At 68.0% G+C, this 23854-nt stretch carries 21 protein-coding genes and 1 pseudogene; 8 read left to right on the top strand and 14 right to left on the bottom strand.

Annotation, left to right across the window (positions count from 1 at the left end):
• Positions 1 to 145: 145 nt before the first annotated feature.
• Complete coding sequence (locus tag ACZ7OY_RS34265) at positions 146 to 1285, bottom strand: PucR family transcriptional regulator (RefSeq protein WP_471915075.1); 1140 nt, start codon at positions 1283 to 1285, stop codon at positions 146 to 148.
• A gap of 87 nt (positions 1286 to 1372) precedes the next feature.
• On the opposite strand from ACZ7OY_RS34265, the gene ACZ7OY_RS34260 reads away from it, so the two are divergent.
• The 3 genes from ACZ7OY_RS34260 (at position 1373) to ACZ7OY_RS34250 (ending at position 4428) form a co-directional block, all read left to right on the top strand.
• Positions 1373 to 2428, top strand: a complete 1056-nt coding sequence (locus tag ACZ7OY_RS34260; protein WP_471915074.1) for a ferredoxin reductase — start codon at positions 1373 to 1375, stop codon at positions 2426 to 2428.
• 7 nt (positions 2429 to 2435) lie between these two features.
• The gene (locus ACZ7OY_RS34255) at positions 2436 to 3554 is read left to right on the top strand and encodes a fatty acid desaturase family protein (protein ID WP_471915073.1); all 1119 of its coding nucleotides are present in this window, start codon (positions 2436 to 2438) and stop codon (positions 3552 to 3554) included.
• A 223-nt stretch (positions 3555 to 3777) separates the two neighbouring features.
• A complete protein-coding gene (locus ACZ7OY_RS34250; protein ID WP_471915072.1) occupies positions 3778 to 4428 on the top strand; it encodes a hypothetical protein in 651 nt (216 codons plus the stop codon).
• Positions 4429 to 4459: 31 nt separating this feature from the next.
• Here the strand turns inward: ACZ7OY_RS34250 and ACZ7OY_RS34245 are convergent, their stop codons facing one another.
• Entirely contained in the window at positions 4460 to 4708 is a 249-nt protein-coding gene (locus tag ACZ7OY_RS34245) for a transposase (protein WP_471915154.1), read from the bottom strand.
• Positions 4709 to 5013: 305 nt separating this feature from the next.
• On the opposite strand from ACZ7OY_RS34245, the gene ACZ7OY_RS34240 reads away from it, so the two are divergent.
• Positions 5014 to 5424 (top strand): hypothetical protein, encoded by a 411-nt coding sequence (locus ACZ7OY_RS34240; protein WP_471915071.1) that lies wholly within the window; start codon positions 5014 to 5016, stop codon positions 5422 to 5424.
• 111 nt (positions 5425 to 5535) lie between these two features.
• On the opposite strand, the pseudogene ACZ7OY_RS34235 reads toward ACZ7OY_RS34240, so the two are convergent.
• Positions 5536 to 5649, bottom strand: a pseudogene (locus ACZ7OY_RS34235) (transposase); the annotation flags it as partial.
• Positions 5650 to 6005: 356 nt separating this feature from the next.
• Here ACZ7OY_RS34235 and ACZ7OY_RS34230 point away from each other — a divergent pair.
• The 3 genes from ACZ7OY_RS34230 to ACZ7OY_RS34220 all read left to right on the top strand — a co-directional run bounded on the left by ACZ7OY_RS34230 (position 6006) and on the right by ACZ7OY_RS34220 (position 9724).
• Entirely contained in the window at positions 6006 to 6194 is a 189-nt protein-coding gene (locus tag ACZ7OY_RS34230; RefSeq protein WP_471915070.1) for a hypothetical protein, read from the top strand.
• 131 nt (positions 6195 to 6325) lie between these two features.
• Entirely contained in the window at positions 6326 to 6661 is a 336-nt protein-coding gene (locus ACZ7OY_RS34225; RefSeq protein WP_471915069.1) for a hypothetical protein, read from the top strand.
• Between the two features lie 684 nt (positions 6662 to 7345).
• Entirely contained in the window at positions 7346 to 9724 is a 2379-nt protein-coding gene (locus ACZ7OY_RS34220; protein WP_471915068.1) for a fibronectin type III domain-containing protein, read from the top strand.
• A gap of 324 nt (positions 9725 to 10048) precedes the next feature.
• On the opposite strand, the gene ACZ7OY_RS34215 is transcribed toward ACZ7OY_RS34220, so the two are convergent.
• Complete coding sequence (locus tag ACZ7OY_RS34215) at positions 10049 to 11011, bottom strand: helix-turn-helix transcriptional regulator (protein ID WP_471915067.1); 963 nt, start codon at positions 11009 to 11011, stop codon at positions 10049 to 10051.
• A 221-nt stretch (positions 11012 to 11232) separates the two neighbouring features.
• Here ACZ7OY_RS34215 and ACZ7OY_RS34210 point away from each other — a divergent pair, with 221 nt between their 5' ends.
• Positions 11233 to 11919, top strand: a complete 687-nt coding sequence (locus ACZ7OY_RS34210; RefSeq protein ID WP_471915066.1) for an alpha/beta fold hydrolase — start codon at positions 11233 to 11235, stop codon at positions 11917 to 11919.
• Positions 11920 to 11935: 16 nt separating this feature from the next.
• On the opposite strand, the gene ACZ7OY_RS34205 is transcribed toward ACZ7OY_RS34210, so the two are convergent.
• The 10 genes from ACZ7OY_RS34205 to ACZ7OY_RS34160 all read right to left on the bottom strand — a co-directional run bounded on the left by ACZ7OY_RS34205 (position 11936) and on the right by ACZ7OY_RS34160 (position 23489).
• Positions 11936 to 12619, bottom strand: a complete 684-nt coding sequence (locus tag ACZ7OY_RS34205; protein WP_471915065.1) for a carbonic anhydrase — start codon at positions 12617 to 12619, stop codon at positions 11936 to 11938.
• 262 nt (positions 12620 to 12881) lie between these two features.
• Positions 12882 to 13208: a hypothetical protein gene (locus ACZ7OY_RS34200; RefSeq protein WP_471915064.1), complete on the bottom strand. Its 327-nt coding sequence runs from the start codon at positions 13206 to 13208 to the stop codon at positions 12882 to 12884.
• Between the two features lie 212 nt (positions 13209 to 13420).
• Positions 13421 to 14731: a preprotein translocase subunit SecY gene (gene secY, locus ACZ7OY_RS34195; protein ID WP_471915063.1), complete on the bottom strand. Its 1311-nt coding sequence runs from the start codon at positions 14729 to 14731 to the stop codon at positions 13421 to 13423.
• Between the two features lie 258 nt (positions 14732 to 14989).
• Positions 14990 to 15472, bottom strand: coding sequence for a GNAT family N-acetyltransferase (locus tag ACZ7OY_RS34190; protein ID WP_471915062.1), 483 nt, complete (start codon positions 15470 to 15472; stop codon positions 14990 to 14992).
• Between the two features lie 222 nt (positions 15473 to 15694).
• Positions 15695 to 16735, bottom strand: coding sequence for a vWA domain-containing protein (locus ACZ7OY_RS34185; protein WP_471915061.1), 1041 nt, complete (start codon positions 16733 to 16735; stop codon positions 15695 to 15697).
• Between the two features lie 270 nt (positions 16736 to 17005).
• Entirely contained in the window at positions 17006 to 17932 is a 927-nt protein-coding gene (locus ACZ7OY_RS34180) for an NHL repeat-containing protein (RefSeq protein ID WP_471915060.1), read from the bottom strand.
• Between the two features lie 52 nt (positions 17933 to 17984).
• On the bottom strand, positions 17985 to 18875 hold the full coding sequence (locus ACZ7OY_RS34175; protein WP_471915059.1) for a 3-hydroxyacyl-CoA dehydrogenase NAD-binding domain-containing protein: 891 nt from the start codon (positions 18873 to 18875) through the stop codon (positions 17985 to 17987).
• A 1065-nt stretch (positions 18876 to 19940) separates the two neighbouring features.
• Entirely contained in the window at positions 19941 to 20708 is a 768-nt protein-coding gene (locus ACZ7OY_RS34170; protein WP_471915058.1) for a thioesterase II family protein, read from the bottom strand.
• A gap of 90 nt (positions 20709 to 20798) precedes the next feature.
• Complete coding sequence (locus ACZ7OY_RS34165; protein ID WP_471915153.1) at positions 20799 to 22409, bottom strand: GMC oxidoreductase; 1611 nt, start codon at positions 22407 to 22409, stop codon at positions 20799 to 20801.
• Positions 22410 to 22931: 522 nt separating this feature from the next.
• Complete coding sequence (locus ACZ7OY_RS34160; RefSeq protein ID WP_471915057.1) at positions 22932 to 23489, bottom strand: helix-turn-helix transcriptional regulator; 558 nt, start codon at positions 23487 to 23489, stop codon at positions 22932 to 22934.
• Between the last annotated feature and the right edge of the window lie 365 nt (positions 23490 to 23854).

Here is a 23854-nt window from a genome sequence, read left to right as displayed (position 1 = left end):
CCTGATGGCACCGGGAACGAGGCACGATTCCCGAGCCGCTCGCGGACGCGCTCGCGGACGCGCTCGCGGACGCGCTCGCGGACGCGCTCGCGGACGCGCTCGCGGACGCGGTCGTGGACGCGGTCGTGGACGGTCGGCGCAGGTGTCAGCCGGCGCGAAGACCGACCGCCAGCGTCAGTTCAAGGACCCGGTGCGGCAACGCAAGATCCGGAAACAGCTCCCGCAGCTGCGACATCCGGTACCGGACCGTCTGGGGATGGACGAACAGCGCCGCCGCCACCTCGTCCCGCCTGCCCTGGTGCAGCAGCCACGCCCGCAACGTCTCCTCCAGCCGCCGTGCCGTCGCGACAGGCAGGCTCCGCAACGGTGCGAGGGCTCGGGCACGCAGGTCCGCGAACGCGTCCACGTCGGCGCTCAGCACCAGCTCGGGCAGGTGGTCCTCGGTGTCGCGGATATCGGAGGAGAAGGAGCGCGCGCGTACGGCTCGTGCGTACGAGGCGGACGCACAAGTCCATGGTCGGGCCGGGCCGACCACGGCGGTGCGGTCGGTCAGCTGCCGCAAGAGATGTGATCGGTCGGCATCGGGGACGAGCAGCACACCGGTGGCGTCCGGCAGATCGTCGAGGACGAGGGTGCTCGGGTCGAGCGCGCGGCAGGCAGGCCGGGCCTGGGCGGCGGGCAGCAGGACCGCGGTCAGCGAAACCGGAGGCTGCCACCCGGCCCGTTGAGCGGAGGCCAGCAGCACGTCCGGGCTCGCGTCGGCGAGGAGGTCGCGGGCCAGCTGTTCCAGGTGGCGCTCGTGGGCCCTGCCCCGGGCGGCCAGTTCGTCGGCGTGGCCCGCGGCGCTCGCGGCGGAGAGCTCGTCGATGTAGGCGAAGGTCAGCTCGGCGAACTTGGCGACCTCGGCGGCGGGCAGACCTGCGGGTACGGCACCCTCTGCCAGGCATCGCCAGGCCACTCGGGCGCCGACGCGGTAGGCGCTGAGCAGGGCGTCCATCGAACGACCGTCGCGGACCTCGCCGCGGCCCAGCTCGTAGGCCGCGTCACCGCCGTCGCCGCCTGTGGCGTTCCCGCTCGCAAGGTCCAGGTAGTGCCCCAGGGCGGTGCGGACGGCTCGGCGGATGGTGGCGCCCATGTGGCCCGAAAGGGCGTTGGCGTAGGGAGGGACCTCTTCGATGATCGCCTGGACGACTTCGTCGGCGGTGGTCTTCAGCGCGGCCCGAAGTACGGTGACCGTCGTCTCATCCAGAGCCAGTTCGCTGGCCTTCCGGGTTACATGGCTCACGTTTTTATTCCCTGCGAACAATTCCGCTGATCAGTTTCACGTCCTGCGGTCAGGACTTTACGCCCTGGGACGCAGCAAGCTGGGGTCATGACGAGTACAACCCTCCGCGGCAGGGCGTGGAATCTGCTGGAGATGGTCACGACACCGCTGCTGCCGTCGGACTACCTCGACCTGGTCAGCCCGCTGCGTGCGGGCGCCGACCTGCGGGGGCGCATCGAGGCCGTGCACCCCGAGACGGGTGACGCCGCGACCGTCGTGATCAGGCCGGGACGGGGTTGGCGCGGCCACACGGCCGGTCAGTACGTGCGGATCGGTGTCGACGTCGACGGGGTGCGCCTGTGGCGTGCCTACTCCATCACCTCACCGACAGACCGCGAGGACGGCCGCGTCACGATCACCGTGAAAGCGATCCCGGACGGCAAGGTCAGCAACCACCTGGTCCGCCGGGCGAAACCGGGCACGCTGATCCAGCTCGACCAGGCGACCGGTGACTTCGTGCTGCCCCGGGCCAAGCCCGCCAAGGTGCTCTACCTGACGGCCGGCAGCGGCATCACGCCGGTGATGGGCATGCTGCGCGACACCGAGTTCGACGACGTCGTCATGGTCCACTGCGCGCCCCAGCCGCAAGACGTGATCTTCCGCGACGAACTGCACGACCTGGTCGCGGACAAGAAGCTGCGGCTCACCGAGGTGCACACCGACACGGACGGCAAGCTCGACATCGCCCGTCTCGGCGAACTCGTACCCGACTGGGCCGAGCGCGAGACCTGGGCCTGCGGGCCCGCGGGCCTGCTCGACGCCGCCGAAGAGCACTGGACCGAGCACGGCGTACCGGAGCGCCTGCACACCGAACGCTTCCGCCCCGGCATCGTCGTCACCGGCGACGGCGGCGAGGTCACGTTCAGCGCCACCGGCAAGAGTGTCGACGCGGACGGCGCCACCCCGTTGCTGGACATCGGCGAGGAGGCCGGCGTGCTCATGCCCTCCGGCTGCCGCATGGGCATCTGCTTCGGCTGCGTCACGCCGCTCAAGGCGGGCGCCGTCCGCGACCTGCGCACCGGCGAGATCACCGAGGCCGAGCCGGGCGTCCTCATCCAGACCTGCGTGTCCGCCGCGGCGGGCCCCTGCGACATCGAACGGTAGGAACACCTTGACCGCCATCGACCCCACCGCCCACCTGACCGCGGAGCAGATCGAGGAGCTCGGCCGCGAGCTGGACGCGATCCGCGACGAGGTGATCGCCAGCCGTGGCGAGAAGGACGCCGCCTACATCCGTAAGGTCATCTCGGCGCAGCGCAAGCTGGAGCTGGCCAGCAGGGGCGTGCTGCTGTTCTCGTTCTTCCCGCCCGCGTGGCTGCTCGGCACCGCGGGTCTGTCCGTGGCGAAGATCATGGACAACATGGAGATCGGCCACAACATCCTGCACGGCCAGTGGGACTGGATGCGCGACCCGAAGATCCACTCCACCACCTGGGAGTGGGATCACGTCTCACCGGCCGATCAGTGGAAGCACTCGCACAACGAGCTGCACCACACGTACACCAACGTGATCGGCAAGGACAACGACCTCGGCTACGGCATCATGCGCGTCGACGAGGACCAGAAGTGGCACCCGTTCCACCTCGGCCAGCCGCTGTGGAACTTCATCAACGCCTGCTTCTTCGAGTACGGCATCGCGGCGTACGACCTGGAGCTCGGCAAGAACCTGCACAAGCGCCGCCGCAAGAACCCCGAGTTCCGCGCCCGGGCCAAGGACGTGGGCCGCAAGATCCGCAAGCAGGTGCTCAAGGACTACGTGATCCACCCGCTGCTGTCGGGCCCGTCGTTCCTGACCACGCTCGCCGCCACGTTCACCGCGAACCTGGTCCGCAACATCTGGTCCCACTCGGTGATCATGTGTGGGCACTTCCCCGAGGGCGTGCAGGTTTTCGAGCGCCGGTCGATCAAGGGCGAGACGCGCGGCCAGTGGTACCTGCGCCAGATGATGGGTTCGGCAAACATCAGCGGCAGCAAGGCCATGCACTTCATGACCGGCAACCTGTCGCACCAGATCGAGCACCACCTGTTCCCGGACCTGCCGAGCAACCGGTACGCCGAGGTCGCGGTGAAGGTGCGCGCACTGTTCGAGAAGTACGAGTTGGAGTACGTCAGCGGGCCGCTGCCCAAGCAGGTGTTCTCCGCGTGGCGCAAGGTCGTCCGGCTCTCGCTGCCGAACAAGAAGCCCAAGGTCAAGACGCCGGACCGCGAGCCGGAGCTCGTCGCGGCCTGATGTGGTCGGGCCGGCAGTGCGTACGCGCACTCGGTTTGCCGACGGGCGGACCGGGTGGAAGGCATGGCCTGTGACGTGGACACTGCCGGAACCGACGCTCGCCGCCCCTGCGTCCGACCCTGCGCTGCTGCCGAGGCGGTTCCGGCGTCACGTCATTCGGCTCCGTCGCTGATCTTGTGATGCGGGGCAGATACAGTTGCCCTGCGGACCGAGAGGTGTGACGGTGAGCTCAACAGGGTTGTGGGTGGTCGGCGTCATCCCTGACGAGGAGGCCCGCGCACTACCAGATCGCTACATCCACCTCATACGGCCAGGCGACTGGGAAAGGCCGCCAGGTTTTGGTGAGACGCTTGCGTGGTGGTCGAACGGCGGCGACCAAGAGCTTTTCTTCGAGCTTCCCGCGGAGCCTTCAGAACCCTTGGCACCCACGCCGGCCGCCCAGCGATTCGCGGGCTTCGTTGAGGACGCCAACGCGTCTACCGAGGCGGCGGAGGCCATGCGGGACGCGAGCATGACGCTCATGCCCGAGACGGAGGGCGCCGGCCTCTTTGTCGCGACTGCCCGCAAGGCAAACCCGGTCGCGGCCCTGTGCTACGGACTTGGCGCACAGGGATCGGCGTTGCTTCCCGGCTGGTTTGGGGACTTCCTGCTGTCCGCCGAGGAGGTTCGGACCGCCCTGCCCCGGGCCGAGGAAGCCCTCCTCCTCTCCAGCACACAGCGAAGCGCGGTCCTCACTCGGATCACCGCCTGGATGACCTCGATGGGTGACGCCCCCGATTTCGATGCGATGGAACTCATCGAGGCGCCGCTGCGGGTTATTCGACACGCCACAGAGACCGGAACCGGCGCTGCTGCGTTCAGCCGCTGGTACTGACCTCAGTTTCCTGCCGTTCAGAAGCAGGCGCTCACGGGCTGCTGAGAATGCGCCGCCGAAGGAGGTCGAGGTTCGCGCGGCCGTAGCCCATGCGTTTGATGAGCTTGGTCCTGGTGACCTGGCCTTCGACCTGGCCTGAGCTCCATCGGGTCGAGAGCGCGGCGGTCACCGCATCCAGCTCCCGCTTCATGCCGTTGACCAGGGAGTGCAGGGCGGGCAGGTCATCGGCCAGGACGCGCTCCACCCAGGCGGGGAGTTGGTCACCCCGCAGCTCGCGCATCATGGTGGCGAACTCGCGGACGTGGTGGGTGACGGCATCGAGCCCGGGGCAGCCGGTCCAGCCAGGTGGCGGAACAGCACCTCGAAACTCCGCGAAGAACACGCGAGTCACGATCACAGACGCCACTGACACCGGCAGCGTCACGAGATCAACGACGGAGCCCGTCATTCCCCACGCTCACGTTTACGGGTTTCCCCAGGAAGGGCAGCGGTCGCGAATGGCCCACTGGGCGCGAGGAGATGGCGTTGCCGTAAGTCCCTGACAACTAGAGTGCGAGGCCGGGGCCGAGAAAGGGAGTAGCACTGGTGGACGAGGACGAGAGCCTACGCCTCTACGGTCTCAACCCAGTCGGCAGCGACCTCGCCGAAGTGCGCGAACTGCTGAGAGATCAGACGGAGCGTGAGCGACGCTCTCAGGGCGCGGGCGACACCGCACTGATGAAGCTCTGCTGCGTCCAGTTGTTCAATGCCGGCGTCATCGATGACGTACTCCTCATCTGGAGCGCGAAGAGCGCGAGCATGGACGCCGCCTGCTCGATCGATGTCCAGCTGCTGTGCGGACGGGGACTCACCGAGACAAAGGCATATCTCTCACGCCTTCGTACACCGGAAGCGGAGGCGGCCCATCAGCGGCTGCTCAAGTGCGAGGAGGCGGGCGATTTCGAGGACTTCCGCGTCGAGGAGTACTCGGCTCAGTACGCCGACTACTACGGGTGAGAAAGCTGGTCGCGATCCATTTTCCCCGCTTCTTGGGCGGTTTGAGTGTCAAGGTCGGCCCCGCCGGTTGCGAGGTGGCACCGCCGTCGAGACGGCCTCGCGCTACCCGTCGGCACCGTGGCGGAGCTTGAGGACGGCGAGTTCGACGGTGCCGGCGCGGGTCTCCCACTCGCGCGGGCGGTCACCGTTGCGGTGCTTGACGCGTTCGTCGCCGACCTGGCCGTGCCGATCTCCTTCGAGCCTTCGACATCTCGAAGATCGGCCGGTGGCCGTTCTCATATCCGGAACCTCACCCCGACGCCGGAACAGACACCCGGATCAGGCGGGAACCGGTACACCGCTTCCAAGGACGCAACCTCGCTCCCAAATCGCTGGAAAGGGCAAACTGGCCTTGTCATACTGGTGCTATGTGCACTCGTGGGGGGATTCCGAACCGGCATTACGTGTGCTTGCCCTGCCGTTCTTCGTTCAAGAAGCGCGGCGCACGGGCAAGCCGATGCCCGCGCTGCGGTGGAGAGCTGATCGACGCGGGCCAGGACCTCGCTGTGCCGAAGCGGCGGGACACCGCCGGGTGGCGGACGTTGACTGCCCTGCTGAACGCGGGTGTCACGTTCCACTCCAGCTGCTGTGATGGGCCCGGCTGGCGGCCTCGGACACCGCGCGAGGTACGCGAGCGGCTGGCCGCCGCGGCCGGCACCGGCGTACCGCTCAACGTGGCGCTGACGACGGTCGACATCGACGAGCTGCGTTCAGGGCGCACCGCACGCTGACCCGTCGGCATGACCCGGTCCCCTACTGCGCGGCGGCATGCGCCTGAATGAGACCGTCGTTCGACTGCCAACTTCAAGATCGTGTCATCGCGCTGATCCGTTCGCTCCCGCGGGCGGAGTACGAGCAGATCGTGGACCGTGAGCTGTCCACGGCCGACAGCCGTATCCAGGGTTCGAGCCCGGCCGAGCTGCTGGCCGTACGACGGCAACTCGTCGAGCTACCAGAGGCCTTGGCGTCGCTTCTCGCCGAAGTGCGCCAGCGTGACGCCGACACACGCGGCGTCCGGGTTGCCGAACCACGGGATGATCTGGCCGCCTCTCTCAGAACCCAGGACTGGTACCGCGCCAATCGCGTCGCCCGCAGGTTGCGCCACGAGGGTGTGGACACGGACGAGCTGGAGGGGATCGAGCGTTGCACCTACAGCGGACCAGATCCGTTCTCGTTGCCATCTCGGTCGTTTACCTAGCAATTTGGTACGCCGTGCTCTCCTGCAATTCGTGACCAAGCCACTCGGGCGTACGCTGCGCCCGAGGCTCCTGTGCCGTTCGGGGAGATGGCCGAAGCAGCAGCCTGCAGGCGCATGAGCCGCTTCGGCTCCGTACCCCGCCGCACTCGACCTGCCACACACTCTGGCCAACCAGGTCACGAGGCCATCGACCTGCAAGGACAACTGCCCCTGCAGCAGAGTGCTCCAGCCACGCTCCTGCCCCGGCGCCATGAACGCCGACGGGGCCACATCGACGACACCCCCAACTCTTTTGGTGTCCGTGTACGCACAACCGAGTCGACGCCATGCCTGTCTTGCGTGTGGGCGACACCCGGACTCGCGGGGGCCGCATGCCGCCCGCACCCGGTGGGCGGCGCACCGAAAGGGGCAGACGGCGACATGCCGAAGCGGAAAACGCACAGCGACCGACACAGACCATCGCGTTTACGCACACACCCCCTCCTAGCCCTCGCCGTCTCGCTCGCACTGCTGGCCGGGACCGCGGGGCCGGCGACGGCTGTGACCGAGGGGGCGCCGACTGTCCGGAGGGCCGCCCCGGTCGCGCTCGCCGAGTCCGGACTCGCCCGCTCCTCGCTGGTCACGCAGGCCGACGGAGACCTCACGTTCACCCTTGACACGGGCACTGCCTACGATCCTCAGGCCGTGCAGCGCCAGCTCGACGACGACGGAAGTCAGGGCCAGCTGAGCGACACGATCCGGCAGGTGATCGACCAGGATCTGGGCGACATCGACGACGACACGAACTGGGTCGCGTTCGACGGCGTGGTGAACACGGTCGGTACCACCGGCCTGTCCCTCACCGTCCCTGCCGCGGATGTGCAGACGGCCGAGACGTGGAAGCAGTCCCTCATCGCGATGGCCGCGGGCTACCTGACGAAGCTCGCGACCACCGCGGCCTGCTTCCTGGTCCTGCCCGAGGCCGCCCTCGCGTGCCCCGCGGTCGGACGGCTCACCGGCGCCCTGGTCAAGGGCCTGGCGACGCAATACTTCAACCATGAGCTCAAGGACCCGAAGGCCTATGCCAAGACGTTTCTCGACGCGCTCAAGGCAACCGTAAAGGGGGCCGCGAGATCCAGTCTGCTCGCCTGGTTGAAGCGTACGTACCCGGCCGACATGGCCCTCATCGCCGCTTCGATCAACGACATGTTCGCCACCTGGGCCCAGGCCGCGGGCGGGTGGATCGCCCAAGTACTCCGGGACATGGCCGACTTGCTGCCCGACGGCATCGCCGAATGGGGGCCGCCGCCCACGACGACGGACACTCCTCAGTTGCGCGTCATGGTCGTGGGCGATTCCATGACCGAGGGGATGGAGGGCGACTGGACCTGGCGTTACCGGCTGTGGCAGTGGTTCCAGGACCAGCAGGTCAATGTCGACTTCGTCGGCCCGTACAAGGGAACCAAACAGCCCGACGCCGGCGGCCCACCCGCACCGCCCCCCTTGCAGGGGGAGATCGAGAACCCGTCGGCCACTCCCCCGCCCGTCTCCGGCGCCTACGCACGGGGCGTGCCCCCGAACTTCGACAGTGACCACTTCGCCGTGTGGGGCCGCCAGGCCGCCCAGGACAAGTCCCTGATCGGGCCGATGGTCGCGCAGTACAAGCCCGACCTGATCCTGTTCGGCATCGGGTTCAACGACATGGGCTGGTTCGTCAGCGACGCGAACGGCACGCTCGACAGCATGAACACCCTGGTCGACCAGGCTCGCGCGGCGAAGCCGGACGTCAAGATGGCCGTGGCGAACGTCCCGCAGCGCCTGTTCATCAACGGCCGCCAGGACCTGGTGGACAAGACCAACCAGTACAACGCCCTGCTCAAGGACGCGATCCCGACCTGGAGCACCTCCGCCTCCCCCGTGAAGCTGGTCGACTGGGCGGGCTCCTACAGCTGCAACCCGCAGGCGTGCCCCGCCGGATACGACGGACTGCACCCCAACGCCACGGGTGAGTACCAGATCGCCTACGCCTACGCGCGCACCCTCAACAAGGAGTTCGGCATCGGCCTGTCCACGCCGAGCGGCATCCCCTCGTTCCCCGGGCGGCCGACCTCGCCGGTGACGGGGCTGAAGGCCGAAGCCGTCCCCAGCGGAGTGAAGGTGAGCTGGGACCCGGTGTTCGGCGCCCGCGGATACACCGTGCGCTACCGGATGGTGGGCGCCACGGCCTGGAACGAGGTGGTGGTACCGACCAACCGCTACGACACCACGTGGACCGAGGACGGCTGGACCTGGGAGTACCAGGTGCGCACCGACAACTACACCGACGGCGCGTCGGCGTGGTCCATGACCAGCGCGACCGCGCACCCCGAGACCGCCGCCGCCCCGGGGAACATCGTCACCCGTGCGACCTCCACCGGCGTCGACGTGTCCTGGGACGCGGCGAAGGGTCCGTACACCGACAGCATCGACCGGTACGAGATCATCACCTGGGACAAGGACGTACCCGGGGCGTACATCAGCAGCACGGCCGTCAGGGGCACGTCCGTGCACATCGACGGGCTCACACCGAGCCATCATTACCTCGTCGCGGTGGCGACCTGGAACCGGGCGGGCGGTGGCATGCCGGGCGTGGCCCGGTCCGTGACCGTCGGCGCGGGGACGCCGGCCGTGCCGACCAACGTCACCATCAAGTCCATCGACGCCACCACCGTCCAGCTGGACTGGCAGGGTTCAACAGGAGCCGCCGGATACCGGGTGTGGACGCGGAACATCAACGACCCCGGCCACACGTACACGGCGGACGACTACGTCTCCGACACCCCTCAGCGCCAGATCGCCTTCTTGTTCCCGGGCAACTGGAACTTCGAGTTCTGCGTCAGCGCCATCAACGGCGCACTCGAATCCGACCGTTCCTCCTGTGTCTCCGTCCCCCTCCCGCCCCCTTCGACCGGCGGATCCCAACCTCCGCCGTCCACGATGAGCCGTCAGTCGACAGCGCACCCGGTCGAGGCTCCTCAACTCGATGAGGGCCGTCTGGCCCAGCAGCAAAGGGACTTGACCGCCGCAGCCGCACCGCGCGGCTGAGTGCGACGGGCCTGACGTGGCCGTGCCCATGAGCCGACCCGGCTCGTGGGCACGGCACGGGTTCGGCCCGCCGCGGCCGCCGGATCGGGCGCCCGCACATCGCCGCGAGCTCCGGCCCCGAAGGTGTGACATCGGCGATTCGGGCGATCGGCTTGCGGTCGACGATGTCCGCTTTGGGGTGGCAAGCGTGATGAGGTGGCAGCACCCCGCGACCACGAAAGACTGCAGTGCCGGTCACAGCCACTCGTCGACGACCGCGAAGACGACGTTGCCTCGTAGGGGGATCGCGAGTCTGCGCAGATGGCCAGTTCCCAGAGGGCACGGTCAGCACCGATCTGCCACGGCGGCGGTAAAACGCGCGACGAGCGCGGCAACCGCGGCACGCAGTTCCTCCCCGCCCTCGACGCGGAAGGCGAACGGCAACCTCGCCAGCCATTCCTGCGCGTACATGTCCGGGTTGCGGGTGCTGCCGACCAGCACGCATCCGTCCTTCAAGGGCTCAAGGCGTCCCATGGGCGGCCGGATCCACGGAGCCACCTCGGTCAGGGGGGCGTCGAACACCACGCGGGTGGAGAACTCCCAACCGAAACCCAGGTTCTCCTCGAGCACCGCTACCGGGTCGAGGCCCTTGGGCGGCTCGAACCCGTGGTCGGTCGGCCGGACCGCGCGGACCCGGTCGACCCGGTAGGTGCGGATCGCATCCGCGCGATGGGAATGGCACAGCAAGTACCAGCGCCCGTGGCGGACGACGATGGACCAGGGATCCACCTCCGCCTCCCACTCGTTGCCGGCCTCGCTGTGGTACGTGACCCACACGCGGCGCCGGGCCGCGATGGCGTCGACGAGTTCGCTGGTGATGGCCGGATCAGGGTGGGCCGAGTACGGGTTCGCTGCGGCCGACGCGTACTCCCGCAGCATTGCCGCCTGCTGGCCGACGCTCTCCGGAAGCGCCTTGACGACCTTGCCCAGAGCGGTGCCGATCAGGTCGTCGGTGTCGGTCGCGGTCGGCCGACCGCTGAGTACCGCCATCACCAGGCCGAGGGCCTCGGACTGCGTGAAGTGCACAGGGGGCAGCCTCGTCCCGCGCCCCAGCCGGTAGCCGCCATGCGGCCCCCGGGCCGACTCCACGGGGATGCCGGCCTCTCGGAGGATCCCGACGTACCGGCGCGCGGCTCGCTCCGTGACGCCCAGCCGCACGGCGAGTTCGCCGGCTGTCGTGCCAGGGCGGGTCTGGAGGATCTCCAGGGCGCGCAGCGCACGCGCGGTGGGACTGAGATCGTTCGCCACGGGAGCAGGCTAATCCCCTCCGCTGAGCTCCGCGGTGAAAAGAGTCCCGGGGCTTCCCCCCAAGCCCCGGGAGGCGAGGGGCAACCGGGTCCGGTTCCCCTACGTGGACCGCCGGCGGACTTCACCCAAGGCGCTTGGGTGGTCGCAGGACAAACCGGCAGTGGATTGTCCGGATCTCGTCCTACGGTGACATCCACGAAGCTGGAGAAGGGGAACTGACCATGGACATTCTGCTCATCGGTGGCCTGTGGTTGAACGGAGCCGTGTGGGGCCGTGTCGCGTCCGCGCTGGAGTCGCTCGGCCATCGCCCCGTGCCGCTCACCCTCCCCGGCCAGGGGGACGGCTCCGTGTCCGCCACGCTCGAAGACCAGTTGGCGACGGTGCTAGCCGCGGTGGACGCGGCGCCCGGCAAGCCCATGGTGGTGGGGCATTCCGCTGCCTGCACGCTGGCCTGGCTGGCCGCCGACCGACGGCCGGAGCGGCTGGCCAAGGTCGCCCTCATCGGCGGATTTCCGACCGCCCACGGTCACCCGTATGCCGACTTCTTCGAGGTGAGTGACGACGTCATGCCCTTCCCCGGCTGGGGCCCGTTCGAGGGGCCGGACGCCGCAGACCTCGACGAGGGGGCCAGGCGAGAGCTGGCGGCCGCCGCGATTCCCGTGCCCGCAGGTGTGGCCAAGGCAGTTGTGCGGCTCGCAGACGAACGGCGGTTCGACGTTCCGGTCGTGGTCGTATGTCCGGAGTTCACGCCCGCGCAAGCGCAGGAATGGATCAAAGTCGGTGACGTCCCGGAGCTCGCCCGGGCCAAGCACGTCGACTTTGTCGACATCGACTCGGGCCACTGGCCCATGGTCACGCAGCCTGCCGAGCTGGCCCAGATCCTGGCCGCGGCAGCCGACGCGGCCTGACAGCTCTTTGGACCGGTCAGGAGGGCGCGCCGGACAGAACTTCCACCTTGCCGGTGTCGAGCGAGTAGTAGGCGCCGACCACGGCAAGGGCGCCCTTGCTCACCAGCGGGGCGAGGTCCTGGTTGGAGCGCAGATCGGCCGCGGTCAACGTGACCTGGGCACGGGCCATGCTCTCGACCGGGTCGGCGCCGCCTTCCCGGACCGCCTGCTCGTAAGCCGGCTGCAAGGCCTTGACGATCGCCTGCAGGCTGCCGGGCAGTGGTTTGCCGTCACGAATGGATGCGTACGCCGCCTTGACGGCGCCGCAGCGCTGATGACCGAGGACCACGACGAGGGGGGTGCCGCTCGTCATGGGCCCGTACTCGACAGAACCAGTGACCACCGGTCCGACCGCCTCCCCGCCCGTACGCATCACGTAGAGGTCACCCAGGCCGGTGTCGAAGAGGAGTTCAGGCGGCACCCGGGAGTCGATACACGACAGGACCGACCCGAAAGGCTCCTGCTCCTGGGCCACGAACTGACGCCGGTCCGGATCCCGGTCCGGGTGTTGCAGCTCCCCGCTCACCCAGCGCTCGTTGCCGTCCATCAGCCTCGCGAACGCCGCGGCAGGCGTGGTGGGGCGTGCTTCCGGCGAAGCGCTGGCCGCCGAAGCGGCGACCCTCACCGGTGAGCACCCCGCAAGCGCGACCACGCCGCCCACGACTCCGCCGGCAAGCAGCGCTCTACGATCCGGACGCCCGCCTCTGTCCATCGGTCGCTTCCCCTCGATACCACCCAGACACGTCCCTGCGTTCTGACCAGGCCAATTCTTCATCCGGTGCGGGTGTCCTGGCCGCAGGCGCAAGCAGGCGGGGGCCACATTGCCGCAGACGGCCCACAGAACGAGCCGGGGCGGCAGCATGAGAACTCCGGTGAGCAACCGCTGTCTGGCCAGGTCACCAAGCTGATGCCGTCAGGCATTTTTAGTCCAGGTCGCCGACGGAACCGGTGGTCAGAACCTCCACCAGGGCTTCGACAGCGGCCACGGCCTCCGGGGTGGCCAGCACGAGCACTGGATCGGGGGTCTGCAACAGGAAACCACTCCAGACCCGGAAGACGGCGCTGCCGTCCACCCCCTCCTTCGCGAAGGAGATACATCCCGGCAGATATCTCACGTCGTCACGCCCTCCGGGCACCCAAGGCGCAGGACCGTCCAGGAATCGGAGGTAGTTGTGACTGGTGGAGGGATACCACTGGCTCAACGCGCTCGCCCGGGCGGCCAGCACCAGCTCCTCCTCGACAGGAGGCACCCACGAGTCCGTGTCCCGCAGCAACGCATCATGCCTTGTGCGCATCGCATCTGCCAATCCCAGTCGTCGTCCAGCGACCACGGGGCGCCATCTCCCATGCGTCGAGTCTGAACCAACTCCTGAGCGCAGGTAACCCCAACCGGATCGCACTGGAACGCACAGTCTCCGATGCACGAGTCAGGACACCTTTGCGGTGATCGAGTTCAAGGGGCTCATCGCAGGAAGCCCTCGTAGTTGTGCTGCTCGATCTGGCTGTTGATCTGTTTGACCGTCTCCAGACCGACACTCACGATGATCAGGATGCTCGTTCCGGTGAGCTGATTGGCGCCGCCGAAGCTGGCGAACGCCACGGTGGGCACCAGGGCGATCAAGCCCAGATAGAGCGACCCCGGCCAGGTCAGTCTGTTGAGGACGTAGCTCAGGTACTGGGCTGTGGGACTGCCCGCGCGGATACCCGGGATGAATCCGCCGGCCTGTCTGATGTTCCCCGCGACTTCCTCCGGGTTGAATGTGATCGACACATAGAAGAAGGAGAAGAACACGATCAGCAGGAAGTAGATGAGCACATAGAACGGATGATCGCCCTTGACCAGATTGTTCATGATCCAGGTCGCCCAGCCGGACTTCGAGTGCGAGAACTGTGCGATCAGCGCAGGGATATAGAGGAGGGACGAGGCGAAGATGACGGGCACCACACCGGCCTGGTTGACCTTCAGCGGAATATAGGTTGCCGTTCCGCCGTACAGCTTGCGCCCGACCATCCGTTTCGCGTATTGCACCGGAACGCGACGCTGGGCCTGTTCCACGAATACGACCAGGCCGACCATGGCGATTCCGACGAGAATGATGATGCCGAAGACGAGCCACCCGTCGGCGATCGTGCCTTGCTGCTTCACCGCCCACAGCGCCGCCGGGAGTGTGGAGGCGATGGAGATGAAGATGAGGATCGACATTCCATTGCCGATGCCCCGTTCGGTGATCAGCTCTCCGAACCACATCACGCAGGCCGTCCCCGTGGTGATCGACAGCACCATCGTCACGGTGACGAAGATCGAGGTGTCCGGCACGACGCTTGCCGCCGTCGGACAGTTGGGGAAGAGTGCACCGGTACGAGCCGTGGTGACCAGGCCGGTGCCTTGCAGGACCGCCAGTGCCACCGTGAGATAGCGGGTGTACTGAGTGATTTTTCCCTGCCCGGCCGCGCCCTCCTTCTTCAAGGACTCCAGCCTTGGAATGACCACGGTCAGCAGTTGGAGAATGATGCTCGCCGTGATGTAGGGCAGGATGCCCAGTGCGAAGACGGTGATCTGCAGCAGGGCCCCGCCACTGAAGGCATTGACCAGGCCCAGCAGGCCATTGTTGCCGGAGGTCGCCGCATCCACGCAGGCTTGGACACTTCTGTAGTCCACCCCGGGAATGGGGACATGCGTCCCGATCCGGTACAGCACGATGATGCCGAGCGTAAAGAGGAGCTTTTTACGCAGGTCGGGGGTCTTGAACACCTTGGCGAACGCGCTGTACAAGCGTTCCTCCTTCACCCAAGCACCAAAACGCAAAGGCGACAGTTCGTCGATCAGACCTTGAGAATTCGACGCAGATCATTCACGGCGCCACAGACATGGGCGAATATCGACCAACACGCGCGGCACGCGTGCTCCGACCAGGCGATATCAATGAATGACCGGTGACAGACACCATCTTCGAGCGGGTTCGCCGGTCCAGCAACCGGAGCGTTCCGCGGCAGTCGCCGTCGGACGAGGCCCGGTCCGGTACACCGGCCTCTACGGAATCAGAAACTCGAACTCGGGACGGTCCCATGCCACGACGGGCGGGTCCGCCAACGCGGTCCCGGTGCGTACTGCGCCCACGCCGCGGTAGAAGCCCTCGGCAGGAGGATGCGACACCACCCGGACACGGTCGAGCCCGGCGGCCCGGGCTTCGGACTTCATGTGCGAGACGAGCTGCCGCCCGATGCCTCGTCCCTGTGCCTCGTCAGCGACGAACATCAGGTCGAGCTCCGGCGGGGCCAGAACGAGCGAGTAGAACCCCAGGACACGGCTCTCGTGCTCGTCGGCGGCCACGGCCACGAATACGCGGTGGGCCTCGATATAGGCGGGACCGACCCGATAGTCGGCAACCATGGCCGCGTACCGCCCTTCGTAGGCGCGTGAGCCACGTACGAGCCGGGTGAGACGCTTGGCGTCCCGCCCGACGGCCCTCCGTATCGTGGTCGGCCCACTCCTGCGCGTAACGATCGACCTCATGATGCGAGTATTACGTACCGGCAGGCTCCTCCATTCGGCGGGGTGCTCGATCGGCGTAAGGCGCGCCGGCAGCACGAGCGGCGCTGTCGGCACGGCATCATGCCGCTCCGCCGAGTCCAGCGGGCCGGGCGTGCCGCCTTCCGTGAACTCGGGCCCCGGCCGCCACGGCCCCATGTACTGCCCGCGCCGCACACGGGCGGACCCGGCGGGGCTTTGAAGGATTCAGAGCATCAGCATCAGTCGGGTGTTCGGTACGAGCTTCCGGTTCACGCTGGTGCTCTGCACGAAGATCGTGAAGTCGTCGTTGTGGTCGGGCGTGACGCGCACTTCCACGTCCGGCAGGCCGAGCAGGGCTCGGGCCTCGGGTCCCGAGAACACCCGGTCCGTCTTCTTCTCCAGCACCGCGATCTGCTTCCGTGCCTGGATCTTCTCGGACTTGCTCAGCTGGTAGAACGCGCCACCGGTGCGGTAGGTGTGCCCGCACTCGACGACCCAGTCCCGTATCGCCGCGTCACGCGTCACCGGGACCAGCCGGTACCCCGACGGATCCACCGCAGCGAGGCCGGCCGCCTCGATGGTGTCCTTGTTGACCGCTTCCGCACCCATGGAGAACACCGCCCGCGAGCCCCGGATGCCCTGGGAGCGGCCCACCATGAATTTCTCGGTCGCCTCCTGGATGACCTGCCCGGCCTCCTCCAGACCCTGGGTGCTCGTGGCGTCCCAGACGGCGATGTTGTCCTTCGGGAAGCCGCACTGCATGGCCTCGCGCTTGCCCATCTGGTCCGGCACGAGAACGGCCAGCGTCCAGTTGTCCTCCTGCTTCGCGATCATCTCGGCCACGGCGTTCACCAGTGCACGCGGATCCCTGACAGGGGCGTCCGGACCGCGATGGCTCGCGTTCTCCTGCCCGTCCGTGAGGACGAACGTCAGGAAGCTGTGGTCGCCGTAGAGTTGGGCCGTCTGTGCCAGCTCCTGCTGTGACTTCAGCGCGGCTGCCAGCAGAGCCGTCATTCCACCGACTCGGTACAACTGCTTCAGCGATGGCATCCGCAGCACGTCCTTGTCGTAGATGACGCACTCCACCTTGTCGGCGAAGACGTACACCGTGACACGGGTCTCCTGGTCCAGTTCCCTCGACCGGCGGGCGAGATACGCGATCTGCTGGTCGGCGACTTCAATGATCTTGCGGCTCAGGTGCGACATGGACGAGCTGGCATCCAGCACAAGAGCGACGTGATTGATGTAGTTCTGGGTTCCGGCCATGACAGCTCCCCCTCGTTCCGACTCGATGCCTCCACTGTCCCACCCACCACTGACAATCGATCTTGGCTCCCGGGAGCGGAACGCTCATGATGGGGCATGGTGACGTCCGATCAGATCGCTGCCGGCATCAGCAGCAACCCTGTCGCCGTCCGCCGCACCCTCGGGCGTCTGCGTGATGCAGGTCTGGTGGAGTCACGACATGCGCTGAGCGCGCCCTCGAGGTTTCGGCTTGCTCCTTCGAGACGTCCAGGTGTTCGCGCCGCGCGCTGCTCAGGCAGGTGCGTCCGGTCGGGCGCTGATCCCGGCCAGGCCGGTCAGCGGCCCCAACGAGGCGATCTCACGGGGCCGTTGCCCGGCGGCCGGTCCGCCGGGCAACGGCACCGCGCGCAGATGGCCGCCGAGGTCGGAGACGTAGGCGATGCCCGCCTCGCCGTCGACAGCGAGGCCGATCGCCTCCTGGAACCCGTCGGCAAGGATCTCGGGGGCCGTGCCCCGCTCTCCGTCCGGCGGAAGAGGCGCCCGGTTGAGCGTGTTCCCGGTCGGCGGTGTGCCACGGTCGGTCCAGTACAGCCAGTCGCCGTCGACCTCCAGGTCGATCGGCTCGGGCAGGCCCGCCCACAACACCTCGATGTCGGAGCGGTTCGCGGCGGTCCGGCCCGCGGGGATCTCCAGGCCGACACGCAGGATCCGGCCCATACCGCCCTTGGCCGGACCCTTCTGCGTCCAGTACAGGTGGCCGCGGACGGGGTCCACCGCAACGCCGACGCACTCGCCCATGATCCCCTCGTCGGCCGGGTTCACGACCAGGTCGGTCAGACCGGTGCCGTCCACGCGGACGGTGCTGACCCGATGGCCCTCGCGATCGCCCCAGTAGAGCCTGCCCTCGCCGTCGGAGGTCAGCTGCTTGCCGGTGGTCATCGCCCCGGGCGGGACCAGATCACGCCGCGATCCGCCGTCCAGGCCGACGGCCTGCACGCTGCCGTTGCGTGCGGAGAAGTCCAGGCCGATTTCCCCTGGAACGGCCGGATCGACCCCGGGCGCGCCCATCGTGGTCCAGTAGACGATTCCGTCCTCCACCACGATGCCGTCCGGTGCGGGACCCGTATCCGGCAGGAAGGTGGACACCCGCCCGTCCGGGATGCGCACTCGCAGCACGCTGCCCGATTCGACCTCCAGGGCCAGCAGTTCCTGCCACACGGTGATCGCTCCTCCTCGTCGTCACCCGCCGCCTTGCCCGCTCCAGGCCCGGTCACTTCTCCTGTTCGTCGGCAGACGGCGGTTGTGGCCAGCCCAGCGGTTCGAGAACGGCGCGGGTGCGCCCGTCCCGCAGGGCGGCCAGCTTCTCGTAGGCCGACCGGCCGGTGCCGTAGGCCTCTTCGACCGCGTCGAGAACCTCGCCGATCCGGGCGGGGTCCGGGTGACCGATCTCGAACGTCATCTGCGAGCCGACATGCTCCACCAGGTGGCGGAAGCCCGCCGGACCGCCGCCGAGGGCGCCGCTCTGGAAGGGGCCGACGGTCGCCCAGCGCAGGCCGAGTGAGGCCCGGACCAGGTCGTCGAGGTCCGCCACGTCGATGACGCCCTGCTGCACCAGGTAGGCGGCCTGCTCGTCGAAGACCTTCTGCAGCCGGTTGCCGACGAACCCCGGAATCTCCCTCTTCAACCGGACCGGCAGCTTGCCCAACTCGCGATAGACCTCTACCGCCCGCTCCACCGTGCCGACCGCGGTGGCGGGTCCCGGCACCACCTCGACCAGGGGCATCAGCTCCGGCGGGTTGAACGGATGCCCTATCACGATCCGATCGGCCGCCGGGTTTCCCGCCGAGATGTCGGACGGGAGCAACGAGGACGACGAGGAGGCCAGCACCACGTCGTCACGCGTGTGCGCGGCCAGCGTGGCGAACATCTGCTCCTTGATCTCGATCCGCTCCGGCCCGGATTCCTGCACGAAGTCCGTGCCCTCGGCCGCGGAGGCCAGGTCGGCGCAGAGTGTGACCGGCACACCGGCGAGTTGTCGGTCCACCACGTCCGCCAGGTCCGGCCGGGGGTCGCTGATCCGCACCTCCCAGCCGGCCGCGCCGAACAGGCGGGCCCAGGAGAGCCCGATCACTCCCGCACCTACGAGTGTCACTACCGCCATGACGAACACTCCTGCCGAGACGAGGCGGACGAGGAAGGACGTACGGCTTCCCGTCGGGCGAGCGGACGGGAAGCCGAGCAGGGTCAGCGCGTCGTGGTGAGCCAGACCGGCTCGTCGGCGCCCATCGGGCTGAGCACCGTCGTGAAGTCCCCCTGCCGCAGGGAGGAGAACTCCAGCTGATCCTGCTCCCGATCTTCTCGACCTCGATCAACGGGAGGTCGGCCGGCTCATCGGTGTACTGCGGTTCGGTGAAGAACCCCTCCAGGACCCCGCCTTGGCCAGGACGATGTCCGCGTCCGCCGCCGCCTTTTCGAGCTCGTCCGCGTACCAGCCGGCAATGCCCGCATTCAGGGCGTCGGCGGTGTCCGGGCAGCCGAAAAAAGGCGAGTGCCTTACTGCGGAGTCCCGGATAAACGTTCAGGGCGACGACGCTCCTGCCGTCCCTCGTCCTGCGGAAGAACGACATGTCGATGAAGGCGTTGCGCTTGTTCCATTTCATCGACGCCTTCCTGCCGTTGATCAGTTCCCACCGGAGGCCCGTGAAGCCGGCGAACCGGCGGAACGCCTTCCGTACGTCGATGGAGACGTCCTCGGGCTCCCCGCCACGGTCCCGCCGGATCGCCGACGCGGCGACTCCCTTCCCCGCCAGGGCCAGCGCGGCGACGGACCCGAACCGGAAGCGGCCGGGTACCAGCGGGTCCGCCCCGGAGGTGAACGCCACCGGTCCCCCGCAGTCGTCCGGTGTCGAGCCGGCCTCGCGCGGAATCTCCTCGAGATGACCGTCGAAATCGAATTCATCCGACGAGACCGGGTTCTCGAGCGCATGATGAAGCCGTTCGGTCAAATTCACCGTCTTACCGTTTCTTCTGAAGCGACTCCGCTGGTCAGCAGCCCACTCCATTCGGCGAGCCGCCCGTGGACAGATCACCGACACCCTGAAGACAAATTCCTAGTCTATCTGTCCAGGCCGGAATTGCCATGTTCTGAAGAAGCGGTCCGGCCTGCGTGGGAGCCTGGCCAGTCCGTGGTCCCCGGAGCGGTGACAGATCAGGCCGGCCGGTCCTCTCATGCCCGGTCTGACACCTCCAGCTGGGCGGTCATGAGGCGGACGATTTCCCTCTGGTGCTGGGCCAGGAAGAAGTGGCCGCCGGGGAAGACCTTCAGCGTGAAGGGGCCGTCGGTGTGCCCGGACCAGGCGGCGGCCTCCTCCACGGTGACCTTCGGGTCGTCGTCGCCTACGAGGCAGGTCACGGGGCAGCGCAGGGGCGGCCCGGGTTCCCAGGTGTATGTTTCGGCCGCGCGGTAGTCCGCCCGGATGGCCGGGAGGATCATGCGCAGGACTTCCTCGTCGCCCAGCAGTTGGGGGTTGGTGCCGCTGAGGCCGCGCATCTCGGCGACGAGACCGTCGTCGTCGCGCAGGTGGACGGTCTCGTCGCGGTGCGTGGACGGGGCACGGCGACCGGAGGCGACGAGGGCGGCGGGCATGACGCCCCGCTCCTGTTCCAGCCGTCGGGTGATCTCGTAGGCGAGGGAGGCGCCCATGCTGTGGCCGAACAGGGCGATGGGCCGGTCGGTCCAGGGCCGGAGGGCCTCGTAGATCTTGTCGGCGAGCGCCGGTACGGAGTCCAGGAGCGGTTCGCTGCGGCGGTCCTGGCGTCCGGGGTACTGCACGCACAGCACCTCGACGCTGTCGGGCATGGACCGGGACATGGGGAAGTAGAAGCTGGCGGAGCCGCCCGCGTGGGGCAGGCAGACCAGCCGGACGCGGCTGTCGGGGCGCGGGTGGAACCTGCGGATCCAGAGGCGGTTGTCCTCGGTGAGCGGGGAGTTCACAAAGATCGTTCCTTTCGGTTCGGGTTGGACCGCCCACCGTGGCGGGGCGTTCACCGGAAGGGGCGGGGCCGGGCTCCGCCCCGCCCCTGGTCAGGAAGCCGCGACGTCCTCCTTGATGATGCGCTCGACGTTCCGCTCCGCCAGCGCCGTGATGGTCACGAACGGGTTGACGCCGATGCTGCCGGGGATGAGCGAGCCGTCGGTCACGTAGAGGTTCTTGTATCCGGCGACGCGGCCGTAGTTGTCGGTGGCCTTGCCGAGGACGCAGCCGCCGAGCGGGTGGTAGCAGAAGTCGTCGGCGAAGGCCTTGATCTGCTTGCCGAAGAGGTCGTACCGGTAGATGGTGGCGTTGGCCTGGTTGATGCGGTCGAACAGCGACTTCGCGGCTGCGACCGCGGGCGCGTTCTGGTCCCGGGTCCAGCGCAGGTCCGCCCGATCCTTGGCGGCGTCGTAGACGAAGGTGCCGCGCTCCGGGTTCTTCGTGATGGCCAGGTAGAGGCTGGCCCAGGTCTCGACACCCGCCGGCAAGGGGGCGATCTCGGCGAAGACGGGGGCGTTCGGGTTGTCCCAGTCGTCGATGCCGAGGGCGGGGATCGACGACTGCTTGGTGCCCGTGGGGTTCCATATGTGGTTGGCGCGGGCGGTCATGATGTTGCCGTTGGGGCCCCAGGCCGCGCCGACCTCGGGGCTGAGGTCGGGGAGGGTGCCGGTGTCCCGGGCGCGCAGCAGCAGTTCGGTCGAGCCGAGGCTTCCGGCGCCGAGGAAGAGGTGGCGGCAGGCGACCTCCTTGGTCGCGAGCAGCTTGCCGCCGGTGTCCCGCTGTTCGACGGTCAGCAGGTACGTGCCGTCGTTCTGCCGACGGATCGTCCTGACCTGGTGCAAGGTCTCGATGGTGACGTTGCCGGTGCCCAGGGCGGCCGCCAGGTAGCTCTTGTCGAGTGAGACCTTGCCGTGGTTGTTGCCGTAGATGACCTCGCCGGCCAGCGCGGACTTGGGCACCGCACCGTCCGCCTCACGGCGCATGTAGTCCCAGTCGTAGACGTTGGGCACGAAGGTGGTGCTCAAGCCGGCGTTCGAGGCCTGTCCGCGCGAGACACGCGCGAACCCGTACCAGTCGGTCTGCTCGAACCAGCTCTTGTCGATGGTGTTGACCCGGAGGGTGGAGTTCGCGCGGGGGAAGTACTTGGTGTACATCTCGTCGGCGTCGACCTGGGGCAGCACCTCCTCGAAGTACGAGCGCCGGGGTGTGACCGCCATGCCGCCGTTGACGAGCGAGCCGCCGCCGACACCGCGGCCCACGTACACGGACATCTGGTCGAAGTTGACCCGGTCCAGTACACCTGCGTAGGGCTCGATGTCCCGGTTGGCCAGGTCGAGCCACAGGAAGGAGCCGAGCGGGGCCTCGGTGCGGGTCTTGAACCAGCTGGAGCGCTTGTCGGGCTTGAGCATTCCGGAGAACACCTCGCCGTCCGGACCGGGCTGGTTCCACAACTGCCCCATCTCCAGCATCAGGGTGGGGACCCCTGCCTCGCCGAGCCGCAGGGCCGAGACGGCCGCACCGTAACCGGTGCCGACCACGACGGCGGGGACGAACGTGCCGCCGGAACCACCGGCTGCGGTGGCAGCGGCCGCCCGGGGGGCGGCGGTGATGGTGGTCTGCCCCGCGAGCGCGGCGGCCCCCAAGGCCGCCAGGCCGAGCATGCGCCGACGCGACAGAGGCTGGTGTGCAATCACGCTGTGTCTCCTGAGCTTCGGAAAGAGGGAAGAAAAAAGGAGGAGGAATGAGGAATCGGAAGGCTGGGCCGTGGCGGTCTGGGGTGCGGCAAACCGTGTGAGAGCCTCGCAAATGCCGCGAAAGCAGGATCAGTTGGGCCGATCCTGCGAAGGCCATGCCTGGAGGTTCGGTCGCCCGCGCCCGGAAGAGGGCGATACGGTACGGCCCTCTCCCGGACGCGGACCGCACTCACGCACGCCTTCCGGCGTCCGCCGGGCCGGGCGGCAGAGGGCAGAACGCGGCCGGTTCGGGCCGTCCGGCGAGCCGTAACCTGTGGTAAGCGCTGGCGAGATGCTCGTCCGCTGCGCGTGCACGCACGCGCAGCGGCTCCGCCAGATGCTTGCCGGATACCGGGTGAGCGGCGGGTCCGGCGGCCCTGCGTCCGGCCCGGGTGAAGGCTGCCACGGCCGCCCGCACGAGCGGCCGCCCGGCGCGGGCGCCGTGCCCGGTCACTTCACGAAGTCGTCCACGACCTGGGGCGGCCAGGTGCCGACCTTGAGCACGCCCAGTGAGTAGGCACGGGAGACCAGCGCGGCACGGTTGGGCACCTTCAACTTCCGCAGCAGGCAGGTCACGTGGTACTCGACGCCCTGCCGGCTGAGGTAGAGCCTTGCCGCCAGGGGGACGGTGGAGACGCCGGCGGCGATCCCTTCGAGGATCCGCGCGTCCATCGCGGAGAGGATCTTCTTGTGCCTGGTCACCACAGGTGTCTGCTCGGCGTCCCCGGCCGTGGGCATCATGACCAGGATCGCGGTCGTGTCCGGCAGGACGCCGCGCACCGCGACCGCGGTGAGAGGAACGGTGAAGGCGGACTGCGCGCCGGGCCCCACGGCGATGACGGGTGTGACGAATCTCTGGTGTTTCCCTTCCAGCAATTTCAATAATTGACGCATCAACGGCTTCTGCACGCTCGGGTGCACGACGTCACGGAAATTGCGACCGCAGATGTCCTCGGACGACCCGTTGAACTGTCTGAAGAACTCCTGGTTCGCCTGCTGGATGGTCAAGGTTTTATCGAGGCTCGCCATGCACAGGCCCGGAGTTGCAGGTGCTTGACTCAGCAAGAGAGGCCCCCGTCAGGAAACTTGAGCGAAATAAACCCGGACGCTGGCGAACGGCCGTGACGGCTGTCAGCAGGGGCGTCATCGGCCCTGGGACCAGCGGTGACTCCAGATGCCGAACATCGTGCGCCACGACCCTTGCGGAGTTCTGGTCGAGCCGCTGACGGCACCTTGCCGCCACCCGCCGTCGTTTTCCGGCCCCTTGTCGAAATCCTTGCCGGACACCTGGCGCTTTCTTGCCGATGGAACCTTCTCCGGCTTGGAGGGCGTCGTTCTCCATGTCAGGATCCAGAGAAGATGGTGCAAGACCA

The sequence above is a fragment of the Streptomyces sp. NPDC107559 genome (genome assembly GCF_055657365.1).
Note: the sequence above shows the minus strand (reverse complement) of the source record. Positions and strands in the feature narration are given on the sequence as shown.